The sequence below is a fragment of the Janthinobacterium sp. 78 genome (assembly GCF_003096775.1).
Classification (GTDB): domain Bacteria; phylum Pseudomonadota; class Gammaproteobacteria; order Burkholderiales; family Burkholderiaceae_D; genus Janthinobacterium; species Janthinobacterium tructae.
Genome location: NZ_QENT01000001.1, coordinates 73,508 through 92,538, shown reverse-complemented (window position 1 = coordinate 92,538; position 19,031 = coordinate 73,508). Strand labels below are relative to the sequence as shown.

16 protein-coding genes are annotated in these 19,031 nt (G+C 62.7%); 7 read left to right on the top strand and 9 right to left on the bottom strand.

What is annotated here, in order from left to right; all coding sequences use genetic code 11:
* Nucleotides 1-27 precede the first annotated feature (27 nt).
* A complete protein-coding gene (locus C8C92_RS00390; protein WP_116742732.1) occupies nucleotides 28-2,361 on the bottom strand; it encodes a catecholate siderophore receptor Fiu in 2,334 nt (777 codons plus the stop codon).
* 294 nt (nucleotides 2,362-2,655) lie between these two features.
* Here C8C92_RS00390 and nudC point away from each other — a divergent pair, with 294 nt between their 5' ends.
* The gene (gene nudC / locus C8C92_RS00385; RefSeq protein WP_116745795.1) at nucleotides 2,656-3,495 is read left to right on the top strand and encodes an NAD(+) diphosphatase; all 840 of its coding nucleotides are present in this window, start codon (nucleotides 2,656-2,658) and stop codon (nucleotides 3,493-3,495) included.
* Nucleotides 3,496-3,569: 74 nt separating this feature from the next.
* Nucleotides 3,570-4,136 (top strand): GTP cyclohydrolase I FolE, encoded by a 567-nt coding sequence (gene folE / locus C8C92_RS00380; protein WP_035822985.1) that lies wholly within the window; start codon nucleotides 3,570-3,572, stop codon nucleotides 4,134-4,136.
* 47 nt (nucleotides 4,137-4,183) lie between these two features.
* On the opposite strand, the gene C8C92_RS00375 is transcribed toward folE, so the two are convergent.
* Nucleotides 4,184-5,026: a helix-turn-helix transcriptional regulator gene (locus C8C92_RS00375; RefSeq protein ID WP_243420067.1), complete on the bottom strand. Its 843-nt coding sequence runs from the start codon at nucleotides 5,024-5,026 to the stop codon at nucleotides 4,184-4,186.
* A 168-nt stretch (nucleotides 5,027-5,194) separates the two neighbouring features.
* Between C8C92_RS00375 and C8C92_RS00370 the strand changes: the two genes are divergently transcribed.
* On the top strand, nucleotides 5,195-5,626 hold the full coding sequence (locus C8C92_RS00370; RefSeq protein WP_116742731.1) for a hypothetical protein: 432 nt from the start codon (nucleotides 5,195-5,197) through the stop codon (nucleotides 5,624-5,626).
* Here the strand turns inward: C8C92_RS00370 and C8C92_RS00365 are convergent.
* Nucleotides 5,620-5,985, bottom strand: coding sequence for a hypothetical protein (locus C8C92_RS00365; protein ID WP_099761670.1), 366 nt, complete (start codon nucleotides 5,983-5,985; stop codon nucleotides 5,620-5,622). The two genes, C8C92_RS00370 and C8C92_RS00365, sit on opposite strands and share 7 nt — an antisense overlap.
* Before the next feature lie 327 nt (nucleotides 5,986-6,312).
* On the opposite strand from C8C92_RS00365, the gene C8C92_RS00360 reads away from it, so the two are divergent.
* Nucleotides 6,313-7,959 (top strand): methyl-accepting chemotaxis protein, encoded by a 1,647-nt coding sequence (locus C8C92_RS00360; RefSeq protein WP_116742730.1) that lies wholly within the window; start codon nucleotides 6,313-6,315, stop codon nucleotides 7,957-7,959.
* Between the two features lies 1 nt (nucleotide 7,960).
* Here C8C92_RS00360 and C8C92_RS00355 read toward each other — a convergent pair whose 3' ends face one another.
* Entirely contained in the window at nucleotides 7,961-8,392 is a 432-nt protein-coding gene (locus tag C8C92_RS00355; RefSeq protein ID WP_116742729.1) for a hypothetical protein, read from the bottom strand.
* Nucleotides 8,393-8,571: 179 nt separating this feature from the next.
* Here C8C92_RS00355 and C8C92_RS00350 point away from each other — a divergent pair, with 179 nt between their 5' ends.
* Nucleotides 8,572-9,270 (top strand): glutathione binding-like protein, encoded by a 699-nt coding sequence (locus C8C92_RS00350; RefSeq protein WP_116742728.1) that lies wholly within the window; start codon nucleotides 8,572-8,574, stop codon nucleotides 9,268-9,270.
* A 7-nt stretch (nucleotides 9,271-9,277) separates the two neighbouring features.
* Here the strand turns inward: C8C92_RS00350 and uraH are convergent, their stop codons facing one another.
* Together uraH and C8C92_RS00340 are read right to left on the bottom strand one after the other, a co-directional pair.
* Nucleotides 9,278-9,688, bottom strand: a complete 411-nt coding sequence (gene uraH / locus C8C92_RS00345) for a hydroxyisourate hydrolase (protein ID WP_116742727.1) — start codon at nucleotides 9,686-9,688, stop codon at nucleotides 9,278-9,280.
* 11 nt (nucleotides 9,689-9,699) lie between these two features.
* Complete coding sequence (locus C8C92_RS00340; protein WP_116742726.1) at nucleotides 9,700-10,194, bottom strand: heme-binding protein; 495 nt, start codon at nucleotides 10,192-10,194, stop codon at nucleotides 9,700-9,702.
* A gap of 138 nt (nucleotides 10,195-10,332) precedes the next feature.
* On the opposite strand from C8C92_RS00340, the gene C8C92_RS00335 reads away from it, so the two are divergent.
* Together C8C92_RS00335 and C8C92_RS00330 are read left to right on the top strand one after the other, a co-directional pair.
* On the top strand, nucleotides 10,333-11,043 hold the full coding sequence (locus C8C92_RS00335; protein WP_116742725.1) for a heavy metal response regulator transcription factor: 711 nt from the start codon (nucleotides 10,333-10,335) through the stop codon (nucleotides 11,041-11,043).
* Nucleotides 11,040-12,440 carry a heavy metal sensor histidine kinase gene (locus C8C92_RS00330; RefSeq protein WP_116742724.1) on the top strand — a complete coding sequence of 467 codons (1,401 nt, stop codon included), beginning with the start codon at nucleotides 11,040-11,042 and terminating at the stop codon, nucleotides 12,438-12,440. Before C8C92_RS00335 ends, C8C92_RS00330 begins: the two co-directional genes overlap by 4 nt.
* Before the next feature lie 156 nt (nucleotides 12,441-12,596).
* Here C8C92_RS00330 and C8C92_RS00325 read toward each other — a convergent pair whose 3' ends face one another.
* The 3 genes from C8C92_RS00325 to C8C92_RS00315 all read right to left on the bottom strand — a co-directional run bounded on the left by C8C92_RS00325 (nucleotide 12,597) and on the right by C8C92_RS00315 (nucleotide 18,914).
* A complete protein-coding gene (locus C8C92_RS00325; RefSeq protein ID WP_243420066.1) occupies nucleotides 12,597-15,935 on the bottom strand; it encodes an AAA domain-containing protein in 3,339 nt (1,112 codons plus the stop codon).
* Nucleotides 15,936-16,109: 174 nt separating this feature from the next.
* Nucleotides 16,110-17,816 (bottom strand): methyl-accepting chemotaxis protein, encoded by a 1,707-nt coding sequence (locus tag C8C92_RS00320; RefSeq protein ID WP_099761688.1) that lies wholly within the window; start codon nucleotides 17,814-17,816, stop codon nucleotides 16,110-16,112.
* A gap of 207 nt (nucleotides 17,817-18,023) precedes the next feature.
* Nucleotides 18,024-18,914, bottom strand: a complete 891-nt coding sequence (locus C8C92_RS00315) for a LysR family transcriptional regulator (protein WP_116742722.1) — start codon at nucleotides 18,912-18,914, stop codon at nucleotides 18,024-18,026.
* Nucleotides 18,915-19,031 lie beyond the last annotated feature (117 nt).

Sequence of the window (19,031 nt, the reverse complement as noted above, 5' to 3'; positions counted from 1 at the left end):
AGGGGCCCGATGTGGCGCGCTGCGTGTTTAGAACTTGATATTTGCCGTCAGGCTGAACGAACGGGGCTGGCCCGGGGTGTAGCGGAAGCCGGACTTGTTGATGGCCGCCACATAGGTCTTGTCGGCCAGGTTGTAGGCGTTCAACTGCAAGTCGAGGTTTTTGTTGACGGTATAGGTTGCCATGGCGTCGACAACCCAGTACGCATCCACCCGGGCTGGCGTGCCGACGGCGCCATCGGTACCGCGCAGCATTTCACCCACGTAACGCGCGCCGCCGCCGATCTTCAGGCCAAACGGCAGGGTGTACGAAGTCCAGCTGGTGAACGCCTGTTTTGGCGTGTAGCTGAGGTTATTGATGCCGCTGGCCGTGACGACCTTGCCCGACTCGACCTTGGTATTCATGCGCGTGTAGCCAGCGCTGACCAGCCAGTTCGGCATGACTTCGCCGACCACGCCGATTTCGATGCCTTCCACGCGCTTCTTGCCGGTCTGGTAATAAATGGTCGGGATCACAGGATCCTGTTCCACCTCATTCTTGACGGTGGTCTGGTAGACGGCGGCCGACAGCGACAGTTTTTGCTTCAGGAAGTCCCACTTGGTACCGATTTCCTTGGTGATGGTTTCCTGCGGGTCATATTTCGGGTTTTGCGCGCTGCTGGCGCCGGTGCTCAGCGCAAAATTGGTGCCTGGCGGCGCCTTCGACGTGGCCAGCAAGGCGTATACGCTGCTGTCCGGCGTCGGCTTGTACATGGCCGAGATCTTGCCGTTGGCGAAGGTGTCGTTCAGGGTGATGTGAGCAGGAATTGGCGTGCCCACTGGCAATGGCTGTACCGCTGGCGCCTTGACGGCCGTTTGCAGGGTGACGGCGTCATAGCTGGTGTTGAAATGGTCGAAGCGCACGCCGCCGTTGAAGATCCACTTGTCGCCGAACTTGACGGTGTCGAACACATACAGGCTTTGCGTGTTGACTTCGCCTTCCGTGAAGGCGCCGCTGCGCACGGGGTTGTGGCCGGTGACGGTGTCACGCGGATTCGGATGGTACAGATTGGCATCCGGCAAGGTACCCAGGCTGGCAGGCACATAGCTGTAGTTGGTCTGCTTTTCGCTGGTGAACTCGGCGCCGGCCACCACGGAGTGCTTCAGCACGCCCGTGTCGAACTGTGCGCTGACCACGGTCTGGTTGGTCAGAATCGTGTTTTCCTGATCCTTCACGGTGCGCAGCGAGCGCGCCATGGTCCAGGTCGACGGATCGGTCGGGACCGGTGTCTTCAGGTTGGCCATGCTGCCCATGAAGGCCGTCAGCAGGTAATCCTGCTTGGTCTTGCCGTAGCGCGTGGTGTTCTGGAGCTGCACGTTGGGCGAGAAATCATGGTCGATGCGCAAGGTGCCCATGTCGGCCTTGACCTTGTCGTAGTCCGCGGTGGAACCGTAGAAATTCTTCGTGTCGACCCTGGCGGCGCTGTTCAGGAAGGTGCGGATGACCGGTTGTTCCTTCGTGGCGACGTCCGGCGTCGAGTAGCCAGGCAAGCCGATGGTCGGCACGCCGCCGTCGGGCACGTTATTTTGGTCCACGTGCAGGTAACTGGCCGTGATGCGCGTCGGTTTGCCGATGCCGAAGGTGACGGTGGGCGCGAAGGCCCAGCGCTTGTTGGTGACTTCATCGCGCGCCGGGTTGCCGCTGTCCTGCGTCATCAGGTTCAGGCGCATGGCCGTGCCAGAATCGCTGTCGAGGACGCGGTTCCAGTCGGCCGTGGCGCGTTTCTGCTTGCCGCTGCCCGCCGTCAGCAGGGAATTGAACTTGTTTTCCATGCTGGCCGTCTTGCTGACCAGATTGATCGAACCGGTGGGCGAGCCGCGGCCGCTGTCCGTGCCCGCCGGGCCCTTCAGCACATCGATCTGTTCGATGTTGAAGACGTCGCGCGAAATGGAGCCCACATCGCGTACGCCATCGACATAGATGCTGCCGGACGAATCGAAACCGCGCATGTAGACGGCGTCGCCCGTGTTCGTGTTGCCGTTTTCGCCGAGGAAGAAAGTGCCGACGCCTGGCGTGTTGCGCAGTGCGTCCGTCAGGGTCAGCGCGCCTTGCTGTTCGATCAATTCCTTCTTGATTACGACGATGGTTTGCGGCGTATTGACCAGCTCTTCCGTGTATTTCGGCGACGAGGCTTTTTCGGCCTTGAAATCATTTTCCTTGGAGCCCACGACTTTGATTTCGTTCAGGGTTTGCTGCGATGCCGGGGCACTCTGGCCGGCCGGGTCGGCCGCCTGGGCGGCGACGGGCAGCAGCATCACGGCCAGGGCGGCGCCGATGTGCTGGTTGAAACGGGTTGCGGCGTGTTTGCGGCTCTTGATTGCCATCTTGCTCTCTCGATAAGTTCAGGTTGGTAGTTCCTGGCTGGCTCTGCGCCGCTGTGCTTGGGCACGCGGGCAAGTGGCTGGCGATGGAGACGGAATAGGCGGTATTGTAATAACTGGGCGCTATTTCGTAAATGAGAATCGTTATCAGTATCGTTTACGCAACGGATTGGATGTACCGCAAAAAAAACACTGTCATGGCGCATGAATCCTTGCTTTGCAGCTTCGCCGCTGCTATGCGCGCAAGCGTCCGGCAGCGGGAGTATGATGAGCAACCTTTACAAATTTCCGCCCAGCATGCTGCAGACTCCTGATGCCTTTGTCCCCCTGATCGACCCACCCGAACCGGCTCCGGCCGCCACCGAGACGCTGACGTTTGTCTTTCACCGCGGGCGTTTATTGTTGCGCTCGCCTGAGCTGACCCTGCCCACGGCCGCCGAGGCGGCTGCGCTCGATATCGACCTGAGCCGCGCCCAGCCCGTGGGCCTGTGGCAGGGCCGCTATTGCCAGACCGTCTGGACGGATGCGGAGCTGCTGCCCGCCGATAGTGCCCTGGCCTGGCACGCCATGCGCTCGCTCTTTAATACCGTCGATGATGACTTCCTGGGCCTGGCCAGCCGCGCGGTGCAACTGGCCGAGTGGGCGCGCACGCACCGCCATTGCGGCGTGTGCGCCACGCCCATGCAGCGCACGCGCGGCGAACGTTGTTTTACTTGCGCCGCCTGCGGCATGCTGGCGTATCCGCGCATCTCACCGGCCATGATGGTGCTGATCCGCAAGGGCGATTCCGTGCTGCTGGCCATGCACAAGCATTCGCCATCGCAGCGCTTCAGTCCGCTGGCCGGTTTCCTGGAAGCGGGCGAATCGATCGAGGAAGCGGTGCACCGCGAAGTGATGGAAGAGGTGGGCTTGCGCGTGCATAACTTGCAGTACTTCATGAGCCAGTCCTGGCCGTTTCCCCACTCGCTGATGATTGCGTTTACGGCCGATTACCTCGACGGCGAGATCCGTCTGGACGAGAACGAGATCGCCGAGGCGCGCTGGTTCGGCCCCGGCGATGCGTGGCCGGAAGCCAGTTCCAGCGTGTCGATTTCCGCGTTGCTGGTGAGAGCGCACCGCCCGCCGGCAGTGGCGTAAAGCGGGGGCTGCTCAGGCAGCTTGCCGCATTTTCTATATACTGGCGGCAATTGAAAATTTTAGGGTGGTGTAGCATGTCTCAAGAAGAATTCTCCGAAAACGACTGGCGTCGGCTGATCAGCAGCTTTGGCGAAGATCCGCAGCGTCCCGGCTTGCTGGAAACGCCGGCACGCGTGGCCAAGGCGTGGAAGCACTGGACGTCCGGTTATGGCCAGGATCCGGTGGACTTGCTGAAAGCCTTTGAAGATGGCGCGGAACAGTACAACGAGCTGATCGTCGTGCGCGGCATCCCCGTCTACAGCCATTGCGAACACCATCTGGCGCCGTTCTTTGGCAAAGCCACCATCGGTTATGTACCCAACGGCAAGATCGTCGGCCTGTCGAAACTGACGCGCCTGGTCGATTGCTTTTCCAAGCGCCTGCAAGTGCAGGAACGCATGACGATGCAGATCGCCAATGCCCTGATGGAAGTGCTGGAACCGAAATCGGTGGGCGTGGTCGTACGCTGCCGTCACCTGTGCATGGAAAGCCGCGGCATCCGCACGCCGGGCGAAGAAACCATCACCTCGGCGATGCTGGGCGAGATGCAGCCGAACCTGGCGCTGCGCACGGAATTTTTGGCCCTGGCGCGCGAAGTTTGATTGTTTAGGCGACGATGCACGACGAAGGCGGCTGATGCCGCCTTTTTTTATACTCTTCCGGATTCGCGTTGCGCCAGATAACGCGCTGGTGGCTTGCCCACCGCCTTGCGGAACATGGTGACAAAACCGCTGGTGTTTTCATAACCGAGTTCGAGCGCCACGGCTTTCACGCTATGCCCTTGCGCCAGCCCTTGCAAGGCCAGGATGACGTGCAATTGCCGGCGCCAGCGGCCCACGCTCATGCCCATTTCCTCCAATGACTGCCGGGTCATGCTGCGCTCGCTCATGCCGATGCGCCTGGCCCATTCGGCCAGGGTGCTTTTATCGGCTGGCTGCGCCAGCAGCAGGGCGGCCAGGCGGCGCAGGCGCGCATCGCGCGGTATCGGCAAATGCAAGTCTTCCACCGGCGCCGTGGCCAACTCATCGAGCAGGGTGGCCACCAGGCGTTCCTGCGCGCCGTGCAGCGCGGTCAGGGTGGGAAAACAGGCCGCCTTGGCGATCAGTTCGCGCAGCAAGGGCGAGACGGCCACGGTGCAGCAGACGGTGGGCAAGGCCGGTGCCATGGTCGGCTCGACAAACAGGCAATAACATTGCGCCTCGCCCACGCCCTGCGCGGCATGCATCAGGCCGCCCGGTATCCACACGGCGCACTGGGGCGGCACGATCCACACGCCGCTTTCCACCTCGCAATGAATCACGCCCCGCGTGGCATACAGCAGCTGCCCCTTGCGGTGCTGGTGCGGCGCCTGTTCCGCATCCTCGGGCACGCTGGCCAGGCCCACGGCCAACAAGGGACGCAGCACGCCATCGACGTCGAAATCGATGATGGAGGCGCCGACGTCCAGGCCCAGGTGGGCCATCAGCATGCTGGGCAAGAGGGGATGGGGCATGGGAAGACTTTGGCTGGATTGAATAATATTGTGGCCATTTTATGCAATGACGCGCCATGCCGCCAACGCTATCGTATGGGCATCCGCCGCCCCGCTTCAACGGTAACCGCCGCCGCCCGTGTTCTGATGAAGGTAAGGAGGAACGGCCACCCCTTGAAGGAGTCTCCCATGCAACTCGATATCACCGATTTCCCCCTCGTCTGGATGCGCCGCGACAGCGCCTCCAGCAGCCCCGACGATGCCTTGTTCGCCCAGTTCGAAGACTTGCTGGCGCGCCAGCAGGCGTTTGTCATCCTCAGCGAAGAGGGCCTGGACGAAGAGGGGCATGCGCATCCGCAGGAAGAGCGCAAGCGCGCCGTACTGTGGATGAAGCGGCACAAGGCCGCCCTGCGCGCGTATATCCAGGGCATGGTGCTGGTCGAACCGAGCGCCGCGAAGCGCCTGGCCGGCAAGGCCTTCGCCGTCCTGTTCGGCCAGTTCTGGGGCTATCCCCTGCATTTCGGTACCAGCCGCGACGACGCGCTCGACATCGCGCAGCATTTGCTGAAGGCCTGGCTGCCGCCGCAACTGCCGTCAGGCAACACGGCTATGCATCAGTAGCGATAATCGTTGACGAAGTGTTTTGTAAAATTGTACTTGCTGCCGCCATCGAGCAAGTCGACCAGGCGTTTCGGCGCCGAGGCCGACATGAAGGCGTCGGCGGCGCCGCCCGTGCTGCGGAACCTCATGCCGGGGCTGAGGATCTGGCTGGCGCCGATTTTCAGGTGCTGGAAGCTTTTCGTTTTCTCATTGTTGAGGATGAAGTGCAATTCCTGCTTGAAGGTCAGGAAGGGAATCTTCAGCCACCAGCCTTCGTCTGTGCCATAGCTGGCGACGCTGGCAAAATGCGTGTTCTTGTCCGTCAGGGTGGGTTTGCCCAGGCGGTCGTTGATGCGTTTCATGGCTTCATTCTTGGTCATGCTGTTCTTTCGTGATTCGTCGTAGTGCGTCGTGTATCGGCCGGCGTGCATTTTGACACACGCACGCCACCCCCGCCTGCCTTGCCTTCGCCTATCTGCATGCTTTTTTGCCGCAATGCAGCATCAATTCTCATCAATTGTCGCAGCCCATTAACAACACTGTGTAAAAAACATTGCTTCCCAGCATTGTAAGTATCGGTCGTTCGAGCGTATGCTGGAAACGTCTGAACGGTGCCGCCAGAGCACCGTCGCCGCCGCATTCCTGGCCTGCAGAGCTGGAAGCAGGCCACGCCCCTTCGCCGCACAATAGAGAGTTGGAGACACAGCATGAAGAAATTGACGTTCCAGCAGAAGTTATGGATCCCCCTGATTTGCAGCCTGTTATGCATCACCGTTATTTTTGTCTATAACGCGCTGGAAATTCGCAAGATCCGCATCGAAGAGCGCAGCGCCGACCTGAGCAATGCCGCCGATCTGGGCCTGGGCGCAGTCAAGATGTTCGGCGACCTGGCCGCCAGCGGCGCCCTGACGCCGGAAGAAGCGCAGAAGCAGGCCACGGCCGTCATCAAGAGCATGCGCTTTGGCGAGACTGGTTATTTGTCCATCATCAACCTCGATGCCGTTGTCGTGATGAATCCCGCCGCGCCGCAAACCAACGGCAAGAACATGTCGGATTTTAAAGATGCCAACGGCACCTATCTGTACCGCGACATCGTTGCCGTCGGCAAGAGCGATGCGGGCAAGGGCTTCGTCCACTATTACTTCCCCCGTCCCGGCCAGAAGAACGCCGAACCGAAGATGAGCCGCGTGGTGGCCTACAAGCCGTGGAGCTGGACCATCGTGGTGGGCGTGTACATGGACGATATCGACGCGGCCTTCCGCCAGTCGCTGATCACCTCGCTGGGCGTACTGCTGCTGGTGTGCGGCTTGCTGGCCGCCGTCGTCGTGGCGATCAACCGCAGCCTGCGCCATGCGCTGGGCGGCGATCCCGAATATGCGGCCGACGTGGCTGCCCAGATCGCGAATAACGACTTGAGCGGCGCCGTGCGCACGCATGCCAACGACCGCCACAGCGTGCTGTATGCGATGAAAACCATGCAGGCCAACCTGGTCGACGCGATCAGCGAGATACGCCACAGTGCCGAAACGATTGCCACGGCATCGAGCGAGATTGCCAGCGGCAATATGGACTTGTCGGCGCGCACGGAAATGCAAGCCAGTTCACTGGAAGAAACGGCGGCCTCGATGGAGGAATTGACCTCGACCGTGACGCAAAACGCGGGCAATGCCGTGCAGGCAAATGAACTGGCGCAGTCCGCCTCGGCCGTGGCGCGCCAGGGCGGCGCCGTGGTGGCGCAAGTGATCGGCACCATGGACACCATCAACGCCTCGTCGCGCAAGATCGTCGACATCATCGGCGTCATCGATGGCATCGCCTTCCAGACAAATATCCTGGCCTTGAACGCGGCCGTGGAAGCGGCGCGCGCCGGCGAGCAGGGCCGCGGCTTTGCCGTGGTGGCGTCGGAAGTGCGCAACCTGGCGCAGCGCTCGGCGGGCGCGGCGAAGGAAATCAAGGAACTCATCGGCGCTTCCGTCGACAGCATCGCGGCCGGCAGCGCCCTCGTCGCACAGGCGGGCACGACCATGGATCAGGTGGTCGCTTCCGTGTCGCGCGTGACCGACATCATGGCCGACATCACGGCCGCCTCGCACGAGCAAAGCACGGGCATCGGCCACGTCAACCAGGCGATCACGGAAATGGATAGCGTGACGCAGCAAAATGCGGCACTGGTGGAAGAGGCGGCGGCAGCGGCGGCCAGCATGCAGGACCAGGCGGCCGTGCTGGCGCAACTGGTGACGCGCTTCAAATTGTCGGCGCAGGAGCCGGCGACGGCGTCGCGTCTGGCGGGCAGTTCGGCTGGCGCGCCACGCGCCGTGGCGAAAAAGCCGCTGCGCAGCCTGGCGGCGCGCTGATTTACTGGGCCGGCGCCGGCGCCGCCGCTGGCGGTGCCGGCTCGAATTCCAGCTTGTCATCGACGACCACGAATTGCCCGACCGGTTGGCCCAGGTCGGCTTTCGGGTCGTTTTCCATTTCCGTCAGCTCATTGCAGGTGTTCGTTTCCGCCTGCCACAACTGCTTGCCCATGCGGATATTCCACAAGCCATCGCCGGCCGCAAACAGCTCGACGGTGATGTCGGCCGGTGCATCGGTGGACAGGATATGCAGGCGCTGGCATTGCGGCAAATTGGTGGCCATCAGCTGCACTTCCACGCTATCTTGCCAAAAATAACGTTGCTGGCGGCGCACGGTCAGGGAATGCTCTTGCCCATCGAACATGTAGATGGCGAAGTCCTGGACACAGCCTGACAGCAGGACGGACAGCATGACGATCAGGAGTTTGCGCATGGTCGGCTTTCTTTGTTTGTGCACTGGAATGTCGGGATGCCTGCGTGACGGGGCGAGTGCAAGCTTGCGCCGCCTGGGTGCCGTCTTGTTTTTCGCTTACGTGGCATTATATCCATGCACACCAGTTGCGGCGCGACAATAGTTACGCCCTCCCCATGCCAACGAGCTGAAAGACGACGATGATCGACCTGTATTACTGGACCACGCCCAACGGGCACAAGGTGACGATGTTCCTGGAAGAAGCGGGCATCCCCTACAACATCATTCCCGTACATATCGGCAAGGGCGAGCAGTTCAAGCCCGAGTTTCTTGCCATCGCGCCCAACAACCGCATCCCCGCCATCGTCGACCAGGCCCCGGAAGATGGCGGCGCGCCCCTGTCCCTGTTCGAATCGGGGGCGATTTTGCAATACCTGGCGGAAAAAAGCGGGCAATTCCTGCCGGCCGACGTGCGCGGCCGCGCCGAGGTCATGCAATGGCTGTTCTGGCAAATGGGCGGCCTGGGCCCCATGGCCGGGCAAAATCACCATTTCGTGCAATATGCGCCCGAACCGATCGAGTACGCCATCACGCGCTACGTCAATGAAACGAACCGTTTATACGGCGTGCTGAACAAGCGCCTGGCCGACCGCGAGTTCGTTGCCGGCGACACGTATTCCATCGCCGACATGGCGATCTACCCGTGGATCGTGCCGCACGCGCGCCAGCGCCAGAAGCTGGAAGATTTTCCGCACCTGGCGCGCTGGTTCGCGGCCATTGCCGCCCGTCCGGCCACCGTGCGCGCGTATGCCCGCGCGGCCGAAATCAACGTGCAGCCCACCGTCAGCGGCGATGCGAAAAGCGTGCTGTTCGGCCAGACGGCGAAAACGGTGGCCTGATCAACGGTCAGTTACCCCGATACGTGGAAAAGCCGAAAGGGCTGAGCAGCAACGGTATGTGATAGTGCTGGTCAGTCTTTTCCACGTGGAATTGCACGGGAATTTCCGGGAAGAAGGTTTCCTGTTTCAGGCGCGCATAGTGTTCGCCTGTTTTAAACACGATGCGGTAGTCGCCCGCCTGCATGGGCGTCTCGGCCGGATACATGGCCGCGATGCGCCCCTGCGCATTCGTCACGGCGCTGCCCAGCTGTTGCCAGCCCTCACCGTTCTTTTGCTCCAGGGTCACCGTCACGCCCGCCGTCGGCTGGCCGCTCTGCAGGTCGAGGATGTGCACGCTCAAGGGATTGGCGGCGGCCAGAGCCATGCTGGACAGGCTGGCGAAAGCCAGGGTGGCGGTGATTTTTTTCAGATAAGTCATCGTTGTCTCTTTCAAAGGGTGGGGGAATCGAGTTCGGGCATGGCCGCCAGGGCGGCTTGGGCGCAGGCGCGGTCTTGCAGGGCGCCACCGCCACCGGCGACGCCGATGGCGCCGACCACTTCGCCCCTGGCGCGCAAGGGCAGGCCGCCGCCCAGCAGCAACAGTTCCGGCAGTGTCGTCAAATTGGCCATGTCGGGGTTGTCGCGCGCGGCCACGGCCAGCGCCTGGGTATCGTTTTTCGTCGACAGGGCCGTGTAGGCCTTGCGCCGGCTGGCCTCCGTGTTGTGCGGCCCGACGCCATCGGCGCGCTGCACCGTCACGACATTGCCGCCACGGTCCAGTACGGTGACGACGATGTGCCGTCCTTGCGCCTGGCAAGCGGCCATGGCCGCATCGGCCAGCTTGTTGGCCGCTGCCAGAGAAAGCTCATCGACCTTGCGCAATTGAGCGTGGGCGGGACTGGCCAGCAGGCACAGCAGGGTACTGCCGAGTAACAGGGTTTTCATGGGGCGGTCCGTTGAATAAAGTGACGCCAGTATGGCCAGTGTTACCCTACGAGAAGATGATCGCCGCATGACATTTTTATCATCCGCGGCCGTCTGCGCGCGGCGTAAAATGGTTTTATATTCTTTTAGAAAGCGGCCATGCGCATCCTCGTGATTGAAGACGAACCAAAGACGGGCGACTATTTGCTGCGTGGCCTGGCCGAGTCCGGCTTCACGGTGAGCCTGGCGCGCAACGGCCGCGACGGCTTGCACATGGCGAGTTCGGACGCGCCCGACTTGATCGTGCTCGACGTCATGCTGCCCATCATGGATGGCTGGCAAGTGCTGCGCGCGCTGCGCTTGCAGGAAGGCGGCGCGGATGTGCCCGTGATTTTCCTCACGGCGCGCGACGAAGTGCAGGACCGTGTGAAAGGGCTGGAACTGGGCGCCGACGATTACCTGGTGAAACCGTTCGCGTTTGCCGAACTGGTGGCGCGCATCCGCACCCTGCTGCGGCGCGGGCCGCCGCGTGAAGATGACGTGATCCGCATCGGCGACATGGAAATCGACGTAATGAAACGCAAGGTCAGCCGGCAAGGGCAGCGCATCACCCTGACGGCCAAGGAATTCGGCTTGCTGCATTTACTGGCGCGGCGCCAGGGCGAGGTCTTGTCGCGCTCCATCATCGCTTCGCAAGTGTGGGACATCAATTTTGAGAGCGACACCAACGTCATCGACGCAGCCATCCGCCGCCTGCGCAGCAAGCTCGACGATCCGTTCGAACCCAAGCTGATCCACACCTTGCGGGGCATGGGCTATGTTTGCGAATTGCGCACGCCATCCGCTCCAGACAGCGGCGCGGCCGCATGAAGCTGGCAGAACTGCGCCGCTCGCTGACCCTGCGCGTCACGCTCGTCTTCGTGCTGATCGTGGCGCTCGTGTCGGCCGGGCTGGGCATGCATTTGTACCGCTCTTTTGTGGCGGAAATCGAGCGCCGCGACGATATTTTATTGCTGGGAAAATTGCGGCAAATCCAGCAATTGCTGGGCAATGCGGGCACCCTCGACATCATCCGCGAGCGGCCCCAGTATTTCCGCGACACCATGAGCGGGCAAGAAAACTCGCTGGTGCGCATCGTGCGCGCCGATGGCACGCGTTTGATCGATGTCAATCCGCATGGAGAGACGGTGGCGCATGCTGTTCCCGTGGCCGTCGATGCACCCGTGACGGCCAGCGACATCGTCAGCTGGACCAGCCGCGACGGCTATCCGGCCAGGGTCGTGGCGGCCAGCGCGCGCATCGGCGACCCGGCGCAGATGGCCGACATTTCCGTCGCCCGCGTCTACGGCGACCGCACGGCCATGTTTGCCGCCTACCGCTGGCAGATCGTCGTGTCGGTTGCCGTCAGCGCGCTGGTGGCGGCCTTGCTGGCCAGCGTGATGCTGTTGCGGGGATTGCGTCCGCTGCGCAATATTGCCGCGCATGCGGCCTTGGTGCGGCCCGGCAAGCTGGGCCAGCAGCTGGAGGCGCGCGATGCGCCCACGGAATTGCTGCCCCTGATCCAGGCCTTGAACGCCATGCTGGCGCGGCTGCAGGAAGGCTATGCGCGGCTGTCGCAGTTTTCCGCCGACCTGGCGCATGAATTTCGCACGCCCGTCACCAATCTGCTGGGGCAAAGCCAGGTCATGCTGGCTCGCCCCCGTAGTGCGCAAGAGTATGAACAGCTGGTGTCGTCGAATGTGGAAGAGCTGGAACGGCTGTCGCGCATGATCGACAGCATGCTGTTTCTGGCGCGCGCGCAGCAGGATGAAATGGTGCTCGTCAAGCAGACCTTGCCCGTGCAGGACGAGTTTTTGCGCCTGGCCGATTTCTTTGAGGGCCTGGCCGAAGAACGCGAGCTGGCGCTGGCTTGCCACGGCAGCGGCACGGTGATGGCCGAGCCGCAACTGCTGCGCCGCGCGCTGGGCAATCTGCTGTCGAATGCGATCCGCCATGCGGCGCCGGGCAGCACGATACTGTTACGTTCGCATGCGACGAAGGAGGGCGTGGAACTGAGCGTGAGCAACCTCGGCCCCGCCATCCCCGCGCGCCATTTGCCGCACCTGTTCGAGCGTTTTTACCGCGCCGACCCGGCCCGCAGCGACTCGGCCGCCTCCACAGGATTAGGGCTGGCCATCGTCACGGCCATCCTGCAATTGCACGGCGGCAGCGCGACGGTCGCATCCGACGCGGCCGCCACGACATTTACCCTCGTTTTCCCGGCGTAATTGACTGGGGTGGTGTCGGATTACGCTACGCTAATCCGACCTACGCCGCATTCCGGCGCAGGGTAGGTCGGATTAGCGAGGCGAAGCCACGCGTAATCCGACAAGAGCCGCCAATAATATTGTCGGATTACGTGGTTCCGCATGGTCTCGGGGCCGTTACCCCATTTCCACCAAAAACTCATGCATGCCCGTATGCGGCAATTGCGCGCACGCCGGTGCAAAGTGCGGCAACTGTCCCCACAGCAAGGGGTTACCGACGATGTACACAAAGTGTTGCGCGCGCGTCAGGGCCACGTTGAGCAGGTTCGGCGTGGCCGCCGCCCATTGTGCGGCACCGGCCGTGCTGTCGTCGGCGCCCAGGACCAGCATCACCACGCTTTGTTCCTTGCCCTGGAAGGTGTGCACGGTGCCCACCATCTGGCTGCTCCATTGGCGCAATTCGCGCGCCGTCGGTGCCTTGCCGTAGCCGAGGCGACGGTCCCAGTCCATATCGACGATGCGCGAGCGCAATTCGTTGCGCACCGCCTTGAACGGCGTAATCACATACATGTCGGGCAATTTGCCGTCGCGGCGATACAGTTTCAGCAGCACTTCCAGCACGAAATCGAGCTGCACGGGCACCACTTGCTTGTAGCTGACGGGACCAAGAGCGTCGATCCAGCGGCTGGGGCCACGCGTCAGGCCGCGTGCACCGTCCGGCGGCGTGCGGTCGCTCAAGCCATAGACCATCTTGTCTTCATAGGCGATGCTGTTGGCCAGTGAAAACATCGGTTCCACGCAGCGGCGGTGCACGCGCAGGGGGCTGCCGATCCACAGCGGCTGGGCGCTGCCGGCGCCGACGACTGCGCCATAACGGTTGGCCTTGTCGGCCAGTGTCTGCACGGAAACGGAAGTTGGCGCGTAACTGCCATCCTGCGTGTGCGGCGACAGGGCGGACAAGGTTTGCACGAGGCGGCCCGGCACCGTGAACACGGGTTCGATTTGCAGCGGGTCGCCCACGACGACGGCACGCTTGGCGCGCCACAGGCTGCCCAGCGCCGCTTGCGGCACGGCCTGGCCCGCTTCATCGATGAACAGCCAGCCCAACGATTCGGGGCCCATGCCCTGGAACTGGCGCGCGAACGAGGCGAACGTGGTCGACACGACAGGCACCACCATGAACAGGCTGTGCCAGACCATGGCGATGTGCGACTGGTCATACGCGCGCTTGTTTTTCAGCAATTTCGACACGGCCAGCAAGTTGCCGCCAAAGCCGGGCCCGCCCTTCTTCGCCACTTCCGCCAGCCAGGCTTCATGCAGGGCCAGGGCCTTGGCGAACAGGCGCGAGCGCAGGCGCGCCAGCGCCGGTTCATGCCACAGGCCGCCAATTTGCAGCGCGTCGCCGTCCAGCTCGTCCAGGGTGGCCGGGGCGATGATGGTGGGGAAACGCATGCGCGCGCGGCGCAGCAGTTCCGTGCTGTCATCCCATTCGCGCTGGCGCGATTGCGCCGTGCGCAGGGCGATGTGCAGGCTGTTGCGGGCGCGCTCGCAGCGCGGTTCCAGCTCGCCTTTCAGCAGCAGCTTGATGGCGGACACGTCGCGCGCGGCCTGGCGCTGCGCCTCGGCATTGGCGATGACGGCATCTTTGTAGGCGCGCGCCGGGGCCGTGCGGAACAGGCGGGCGAAAAAGCCGGGCTGCGTCAGCGCCACCAGGCGTTCCTCTTCCAGCAATTCTTTCTTGCTGGCGAGCAGGGTGTCCTGCTGCGCCAGCGCGCCGGACAGGGCGGCATTCGCCGCATCCATCTCTTGCTCCGCAGCAATCAGCGCCTGCTGGCTGGCCGCAATGAAGTCGGCTTCCGTGCAAGTGCCCACGGCTTGCCACAGGGCAGCGTACTGGGCGTGCTCGGCCAGGGCCTTTTCCACCACGTGTTCCGTCTCGCGAAACTCGCGCGCCGCCTGGGCGAAGCTGACGCCCTGATAGCTGGCCAGCCATTGGCGGATATTCTGTGCGTTCGGCGTCTTGCGCGCCGTGGTTTTATCCCAGTCGTCGTCATAGAAATTGCTGACGAAGCGGCGGCGGTTCGCGCTATTGCCCAGCGCACAGGACATCAAGCCCCATGGCGCCTCTTGTTCGGCCAGAGCGCGGTTGGCGCCATTGCCGTCGGCCACGACCCGGCGCGCCACGCTTTCAAAGTAACGCGTGCGTGCCCATTCCTTGCCCAGCTGCTTGGGCTTAGGTAAATCACCTGAAATGTTTTCCACCGCCGCATTGTTCGACGAGGCGACGACCATTTCAAAGCCCGTCAGTTCCGGGCGCAAGCGCGCGATGGTGATCGGGTCGCGCACGCCTTCGAAGGCCACGGCCACCTTGCCGATGAAGGCGTCGCCGGCGCGGTCCAGGCAGGACAGCACGCTGGCGCGGCGCACGATGTTGTCAGCGAACAATTCGCGCAACAAGGTCGTCTTGCCCGTGCCCGGCGGGCCATTGACGGAAAAGATGCCGCGTTCGCTCAAGCCCGTGCGCGCGCCATGGATGGCGAACTGCTGCATCAGGCTCATGGCGTAGCTGGCGTCTTCCAGCCAGTGGCCGCGGTTCATATTGCCCGGATTGAGCATGGCGGCCAGCGCCTGGCGTCCAGCCGGGCTGTACAGGTCGATGCGCTCATCCTGCGCCAGCGGCGTCAGGTAGGCGGCGACGGTGGCTGGCAGCTTGCCGCCGCGCAAGGCGCGGATGATCTGTTCCAGGTCGTCGAGGTAAAAACTGTTGAGGATATCGATCGATGGTTCCACCGCGTCGCCGAAGTCCAGGCTGCGGTTCTGGCTGGCCTCAGCCAGGTCGGTTTCCGCCACGGCGGCGCGTTTCTTGCGCGTGCGCAATTCGAGCACGACCAGCGGCTGGCCGGCGGACGGGTGGAAACCGGCCCAGTCGCGCAGCAGGTCGGCCAGGGCCGCGATTTCCATGCCGGACAGGGGCGATGAGACATTGCCCGCCTCGTCCGTCACTTGCTGGGGTGCGCGGGCGGCGGCGAAATTGCGCAAGCTGTCTTGCAGCGCCAGCTGGCTGTCGCTGAAGGCGTCCAGGCTCAGGCCCGACCAGTCCGGCGTGCGCGCGCGGCCCAGGGCCCACGGCAACGTCGACACGGAAACGGGATCGAATTGCGGCTCGCCCAGCGCATTGAGATTCAGGCGGGCAAAGCACGAGCGTCCCAGCAGCTCTGTTTTTTCTGTGTCGGCGATGTTTTCCGGGCCGTTGGCCGGTGGACAAGCCTTGTTGATTTCCGCCTTGTCGAACACGCCGAGGAACAGCGAGAAGCCGTCGATCTCGCGGTCGGACGGGACTTGCCATTGCGTGGCGAACTGCAGCGGCAATTGCGCCAGCTGTTCGCGGTGCAGGAGACGCACGGTGGACTGGTCTTCAACGTCCGTGATTTGATTCAGGTCAAACGGGATAAAGAATTCGATCTTGTGCCAATACTCCAGGATAGCCAGGAGGCGCTGCTGTTCTGCCTGATTCATGATGACCAATATTTTGTAAAGCGAGCGAGGATTGTAAAGGGTATGCGCGGCGCGTGTTTTGCACTTTCGCCTATTGCGCGGGCTTTGCCGCAAAAAAAGTGGCGATGGCGGACGAAAAAAAGCCAGGCAGCAACTTCCTGCCTGGCTTACATGTCTGGAGCTTGCTGCTATTACTTAAAACTCTTCCCATTCGCTTTCGGCAGCCGCATTGCTGCGGCGTGCCGGTGCGGCTGCCACGGCCTGGCGCGCGGGTGCGGGCTTGGCTGCGGGGCGTGCGATGGCGGCCGCTACCGCTGCTGTGCGCACAGGCGTCAGCCTGGCTGCGCTGGCGACATGGTTGCCTGTCTTGAAGAATCCCACCACGTGCGCCAGCTCGCCCGCCTGTTCCTGCATGCTTTGCGAGGCGGCTGCCGCTTCTTCCACCAGGGCCGCGTTTTGCTGCGTCACTTCATCCATCTGGGCAATGGCCATGTTGATCTGCTCGATGCCGATGGTCTGCTCGTGCGTGGCGGAGGTGATTTCTCCCATGATGTCGGTCACGCGCACGATGCTGTCGACGATGTCGCCCATGGTCTGGCCCGCTTCATTGACGAGGCGCGAACCCGTGTCCACGTTGGCCACCGAGGCGGCGATCAGTTCCTTGATTTCCTTGGCGGCCGAGGCCGAGCGGTGCGCCAGGTTGCGCACCTCTGTTGCCACCACGGCGAAGCCGCGTCCCTGCTCGCCCGCGCGCGCCGCTTCCACGGCCGCGTTCAAGGCAAGAATGTTGGTCTGGAAGGCGATGCCGTCGATGACGCCGATGATGTCGACGATTTTCTTCGACGATTCGTTGATGGTGCCCATGGTGTCGACCACTTGCGAGACGATGCTGCCGCCGCGCACGGCCACTTCCGACGCGCTTTTCGCCAGCTGGTTCGCCTGGCGCGCATTGTCCGCGTTCTGTTTCACGGTCGAGGTCAGTTCTTCCATGGCCGACGCCGTCTCTTCCAGCGAACTGGCTTGCTCTTCCGTGCGGGACGACAGGTCGAGGTTGCCGGCGGCAATTTCGCTCGATGCCGTGGAAATCGCCTCCGTGCCGTGGCGCACTTGCGCCACCACGCCCAGCAGGCTGGTGTTCATGGCTTTCAGGGCACCCAGCAGGCGGCCCGTTTCATCGCTGGAATTGACGACGATGTGCGAAGACAAGTCGCCGGACGCCACGGTTTCGGCCACGCTGACGGCCGCATTGATGGGCTGGGTGATCGAGCGCGTGATGATCCAGGCAACAAAAGCGCCCAGCAACACGGCCACGCTGCCCAGGATGATCATGTAGGCGCGCGCGCTGGCGCTCAGTGTTTCGGCATCCGTCGCCGCTTGCGCCGCCTGCTCGGCTTCATACGCGACCAGGCTGTCGAGCGCGCCCAGCACGATCTTCAGGCTGGGTGCCGCCTGCTGCGTCAAAAAGGCGATCGCCTCTTCCGTCTGGCCCGCATTGCGCAGCTCGATGACCTTGTTGTTCAGCGGCGCGCCCGATTTCAAGGCGGCGTCCAGTTCGGCCATCAGCGCCGTTTCCTTGTCCGTCGAGATTTTCTTTTGCAAGGTTTCCTTGGCGGCGCCGTATTTCTTGCGCGACTCGCCGATTTTCGCCAGTTCCGCCTGTACCAGCGCTTCCGTCGGCGCCACCACCACGCTGGTGATCGCCAGGGTAATGTTGCGCACGTTGTCGCTCATGGTGTTGGCCGCAGCCATCTTGACGTTCTTGTCGGCCACGATGTCGTGGGTGCGTGCGCTCAGTTGGCCCATGGAATACAGGCCGACGAGCAAGACGGCCACCAGCAGGCCGAGGACGACAGCAAATCCGATCCCGAGCCGGGTGCCGATTTTGAATTGTGTGAGTGACATGATTGCTTTCGTATTGCGGTAGTGAGGGAAAACGTCGACAAGCCAGGACTACGGGTTAATACGTAAGGGCGGCGAGTCTGTAATTGTTCCTCAAAATTTTGCACTGCAATACAAAAACTTGTATCAAGTCCGTGAAAAGTTTTAAAAATGGTAGCAATTTAAATAAGTTGTCGTGTGGAAACAACGCGCGCGGCGCTGGATGCGGGCTCAGTTTTCCGGAAACACGTGGATGGCCAGGAAATCGATGAAGGCGCGCAGTTTCGGCGTCAGGTGGCGGCTGCTGGGCCACAGGATGCGCAAGGCGCCGTCGTGCTGGCGGTGCGCGTCCAGCACCGGCTGCAAGCGGCCTGCGGCGAGCGCTACGCGCACGGCAAAGTCGGGCAGGGCGGCGATGCCCAGGCCGCTTTCGGCAAAGTGCAGCAGGGTCTCCACACTGTTGCAGTTGAGTAGTGCCGGCAAGCCCGCCGCGTGCAGGGCCGGCCACTCGGGCAGGGGCCAGGCTTCGATCTTGCCGCTGCTGGGAAATTTGTACAGCAGGCAAGTGTGCTGCGCCAGCTCGGCGGGCAAGGCTGGTGTGCCGTGCTGTGCCAGATAGGCGGGCGCTGCCACCAGCTGCAACTGGAACTGGCCCAGTTGGCGGCTCATCAAACGGCTGTCGGCGCTTTCGCCCGCGCGCACGACGGCGTCGTAGCCTTCCTCGATCACGTCGACCCGGCGGTCGCTGAAATCGAGGTCGAGTTCCACTTGCGGATAGGCGCGCGCAAAGGCCGCCAGCACGGGATTGAGCAAGCTGCCCACCTGTGGCAGGCTGACGCGCAGCCGGCCTTGTGGTGCGCTCTTGCTGTTCGTTAACTCCAGCTCGGCCGCTTCGATCTCGCCCAGGATGCGCCGGCAGCGTTCGAGGAATACCGTGCCTTCGCTGGTCAGCGCAATGCTGCGCGTGCTGCGGTGAAACAGGCGCACGCCCAGGCGTGCTTCCAGCCGCGCGATGCTCTTGCCGATGGCCGAGGCGGAAATACCGAGCACCCGGCCCGCCGCCACGAAACTGCGCGTTTCCGCCGCCTGCACGAAGGCCGTGAATCCCGCCAGGTTATCCATGTCGTCCCTTGTCATCACTGATTGCGGATGCCAACGTCCGCACAGACAGAAACTATAGCCTGTTTTTCTTTGATCGCGCCTGGCTTACCTTGGCAGCCTGATCATTTGAAAGGCTAC

Excerpts from the sequence above, each read along its gene's own strand:
- C8C92_RS00390 (WP_116742732.1), bottom strand. The coding sequence starts at position 2,361 with ATGGCAATCAAGAGCCGCAAACACGCCGCAACCCGTTTCAACCAGCAC.
- nudC (WP_116745795.1), top strand. The coding sequence starts at position 2,656 with ATGCTGCAGACTCCTGATGCCTTTGTCCCCCTGATCGACCCACCCGAA.
- folE (WP_035822985.1), top strand. The coding sequence starts at position 3,570 with ATGTCTCAAGAAGAATTCTCCGAAAACGACTGGCGTCGGCTGATCAGC.
- C8C92_RS00375 (WP_243420067.1), bottom strand. The coding sequence starts at position 5,026 with ATGCCCCATCCCCTCTTGCCCAGCATGCTGATGGCCCACCTGGGCCTG.
- C8C92_RS00370 (WP_116742731.1), top strand. The coding sequence starts at position 5,195 with ATGCAACTCGATATCACCGATTTCCCCCTCGTCTGGATGCGCCGCGAC.
- C8C92_RS00365 (WP_099761670.1), bottom strand. The coding sequence starts at position 5,985 with ATGACCAAGAATGAAGCCATGAAACGCATCAACGACCGCCTGGGCAAA.
- C8C92_RS00360 (WP_116742730.1), top strand. The coding sequence starts at position 6,313 with ATGAAGAAATTGACGTTCCAGCAGAAGTTATGGATCCCCCTGATTTGC.
- C8C92_RS00355 (WP_116742729.1), bottom strand. The coding sequence starts at position 8,392 with ATGCGCAAACTCCTGATCGTCATGCTGTCCGTCCTGCTGTCAGGCTGT.
- C8C92_RS00350 (WP_116742728.1), top strand. The coding sequence starts at position 8,572 with ATGATCGACCTGTATTACTGGACCACGCCCAACGGGCACAAGGTGACG.
- uraH (WP_116742727.1), bottom strand. The coding sequence starts at position 9,688 with ATGACTTATCTGAAAAAAATCACCGCCACCCTGGCTTTCGCCAGCCTG.
- C8C92_RS00340 (WP_116742726.1), bottom strand. The coding sequence starts at position 10,194 with ATGAAAACCCTGTTACTCGGCAGTACCCTGCTGTGCCTGCTGGCCAGT.
- C8C92_RS00335 (WP_116742725.1), top strand. The coding sequence starts at position 10,333 with ATGCGCATCCTCGTGATTGAAGACGAACCAAAGACGGGCGACTATTTG.
- C8C92_RS00330 (WP_116742724.1), top strand. The coding sequence starts at position 11,040 with ATGAAGCTGGCAGAACTGCGCCGCTCGCTGACCCTGCGCGTCACGCTC.
- C8C92_RS00325 (WP_243420066.1), bottom strand. The coding sequence starts at position 15,935 with ATGAATCAGGCAGAACAGCAGCGCCTCCTGGCTATCCTGGAGTATTGG.
- C8C92_RS00320 (WP_099761688.1), bottom strand. The coding sequence starts at position 17,816 with ATGTCACTCACACAATTCAAAATCGGCACCCGGCTCGGGATCGGATTT.
- C8C92_RS00315 (WP_116742722.1), bottom strand. The coding sequence starts at position 18,914 with ATGGATAACCTGGCGGGATTCACGGCCTTCGTGCAGGCGGCGGAAACG.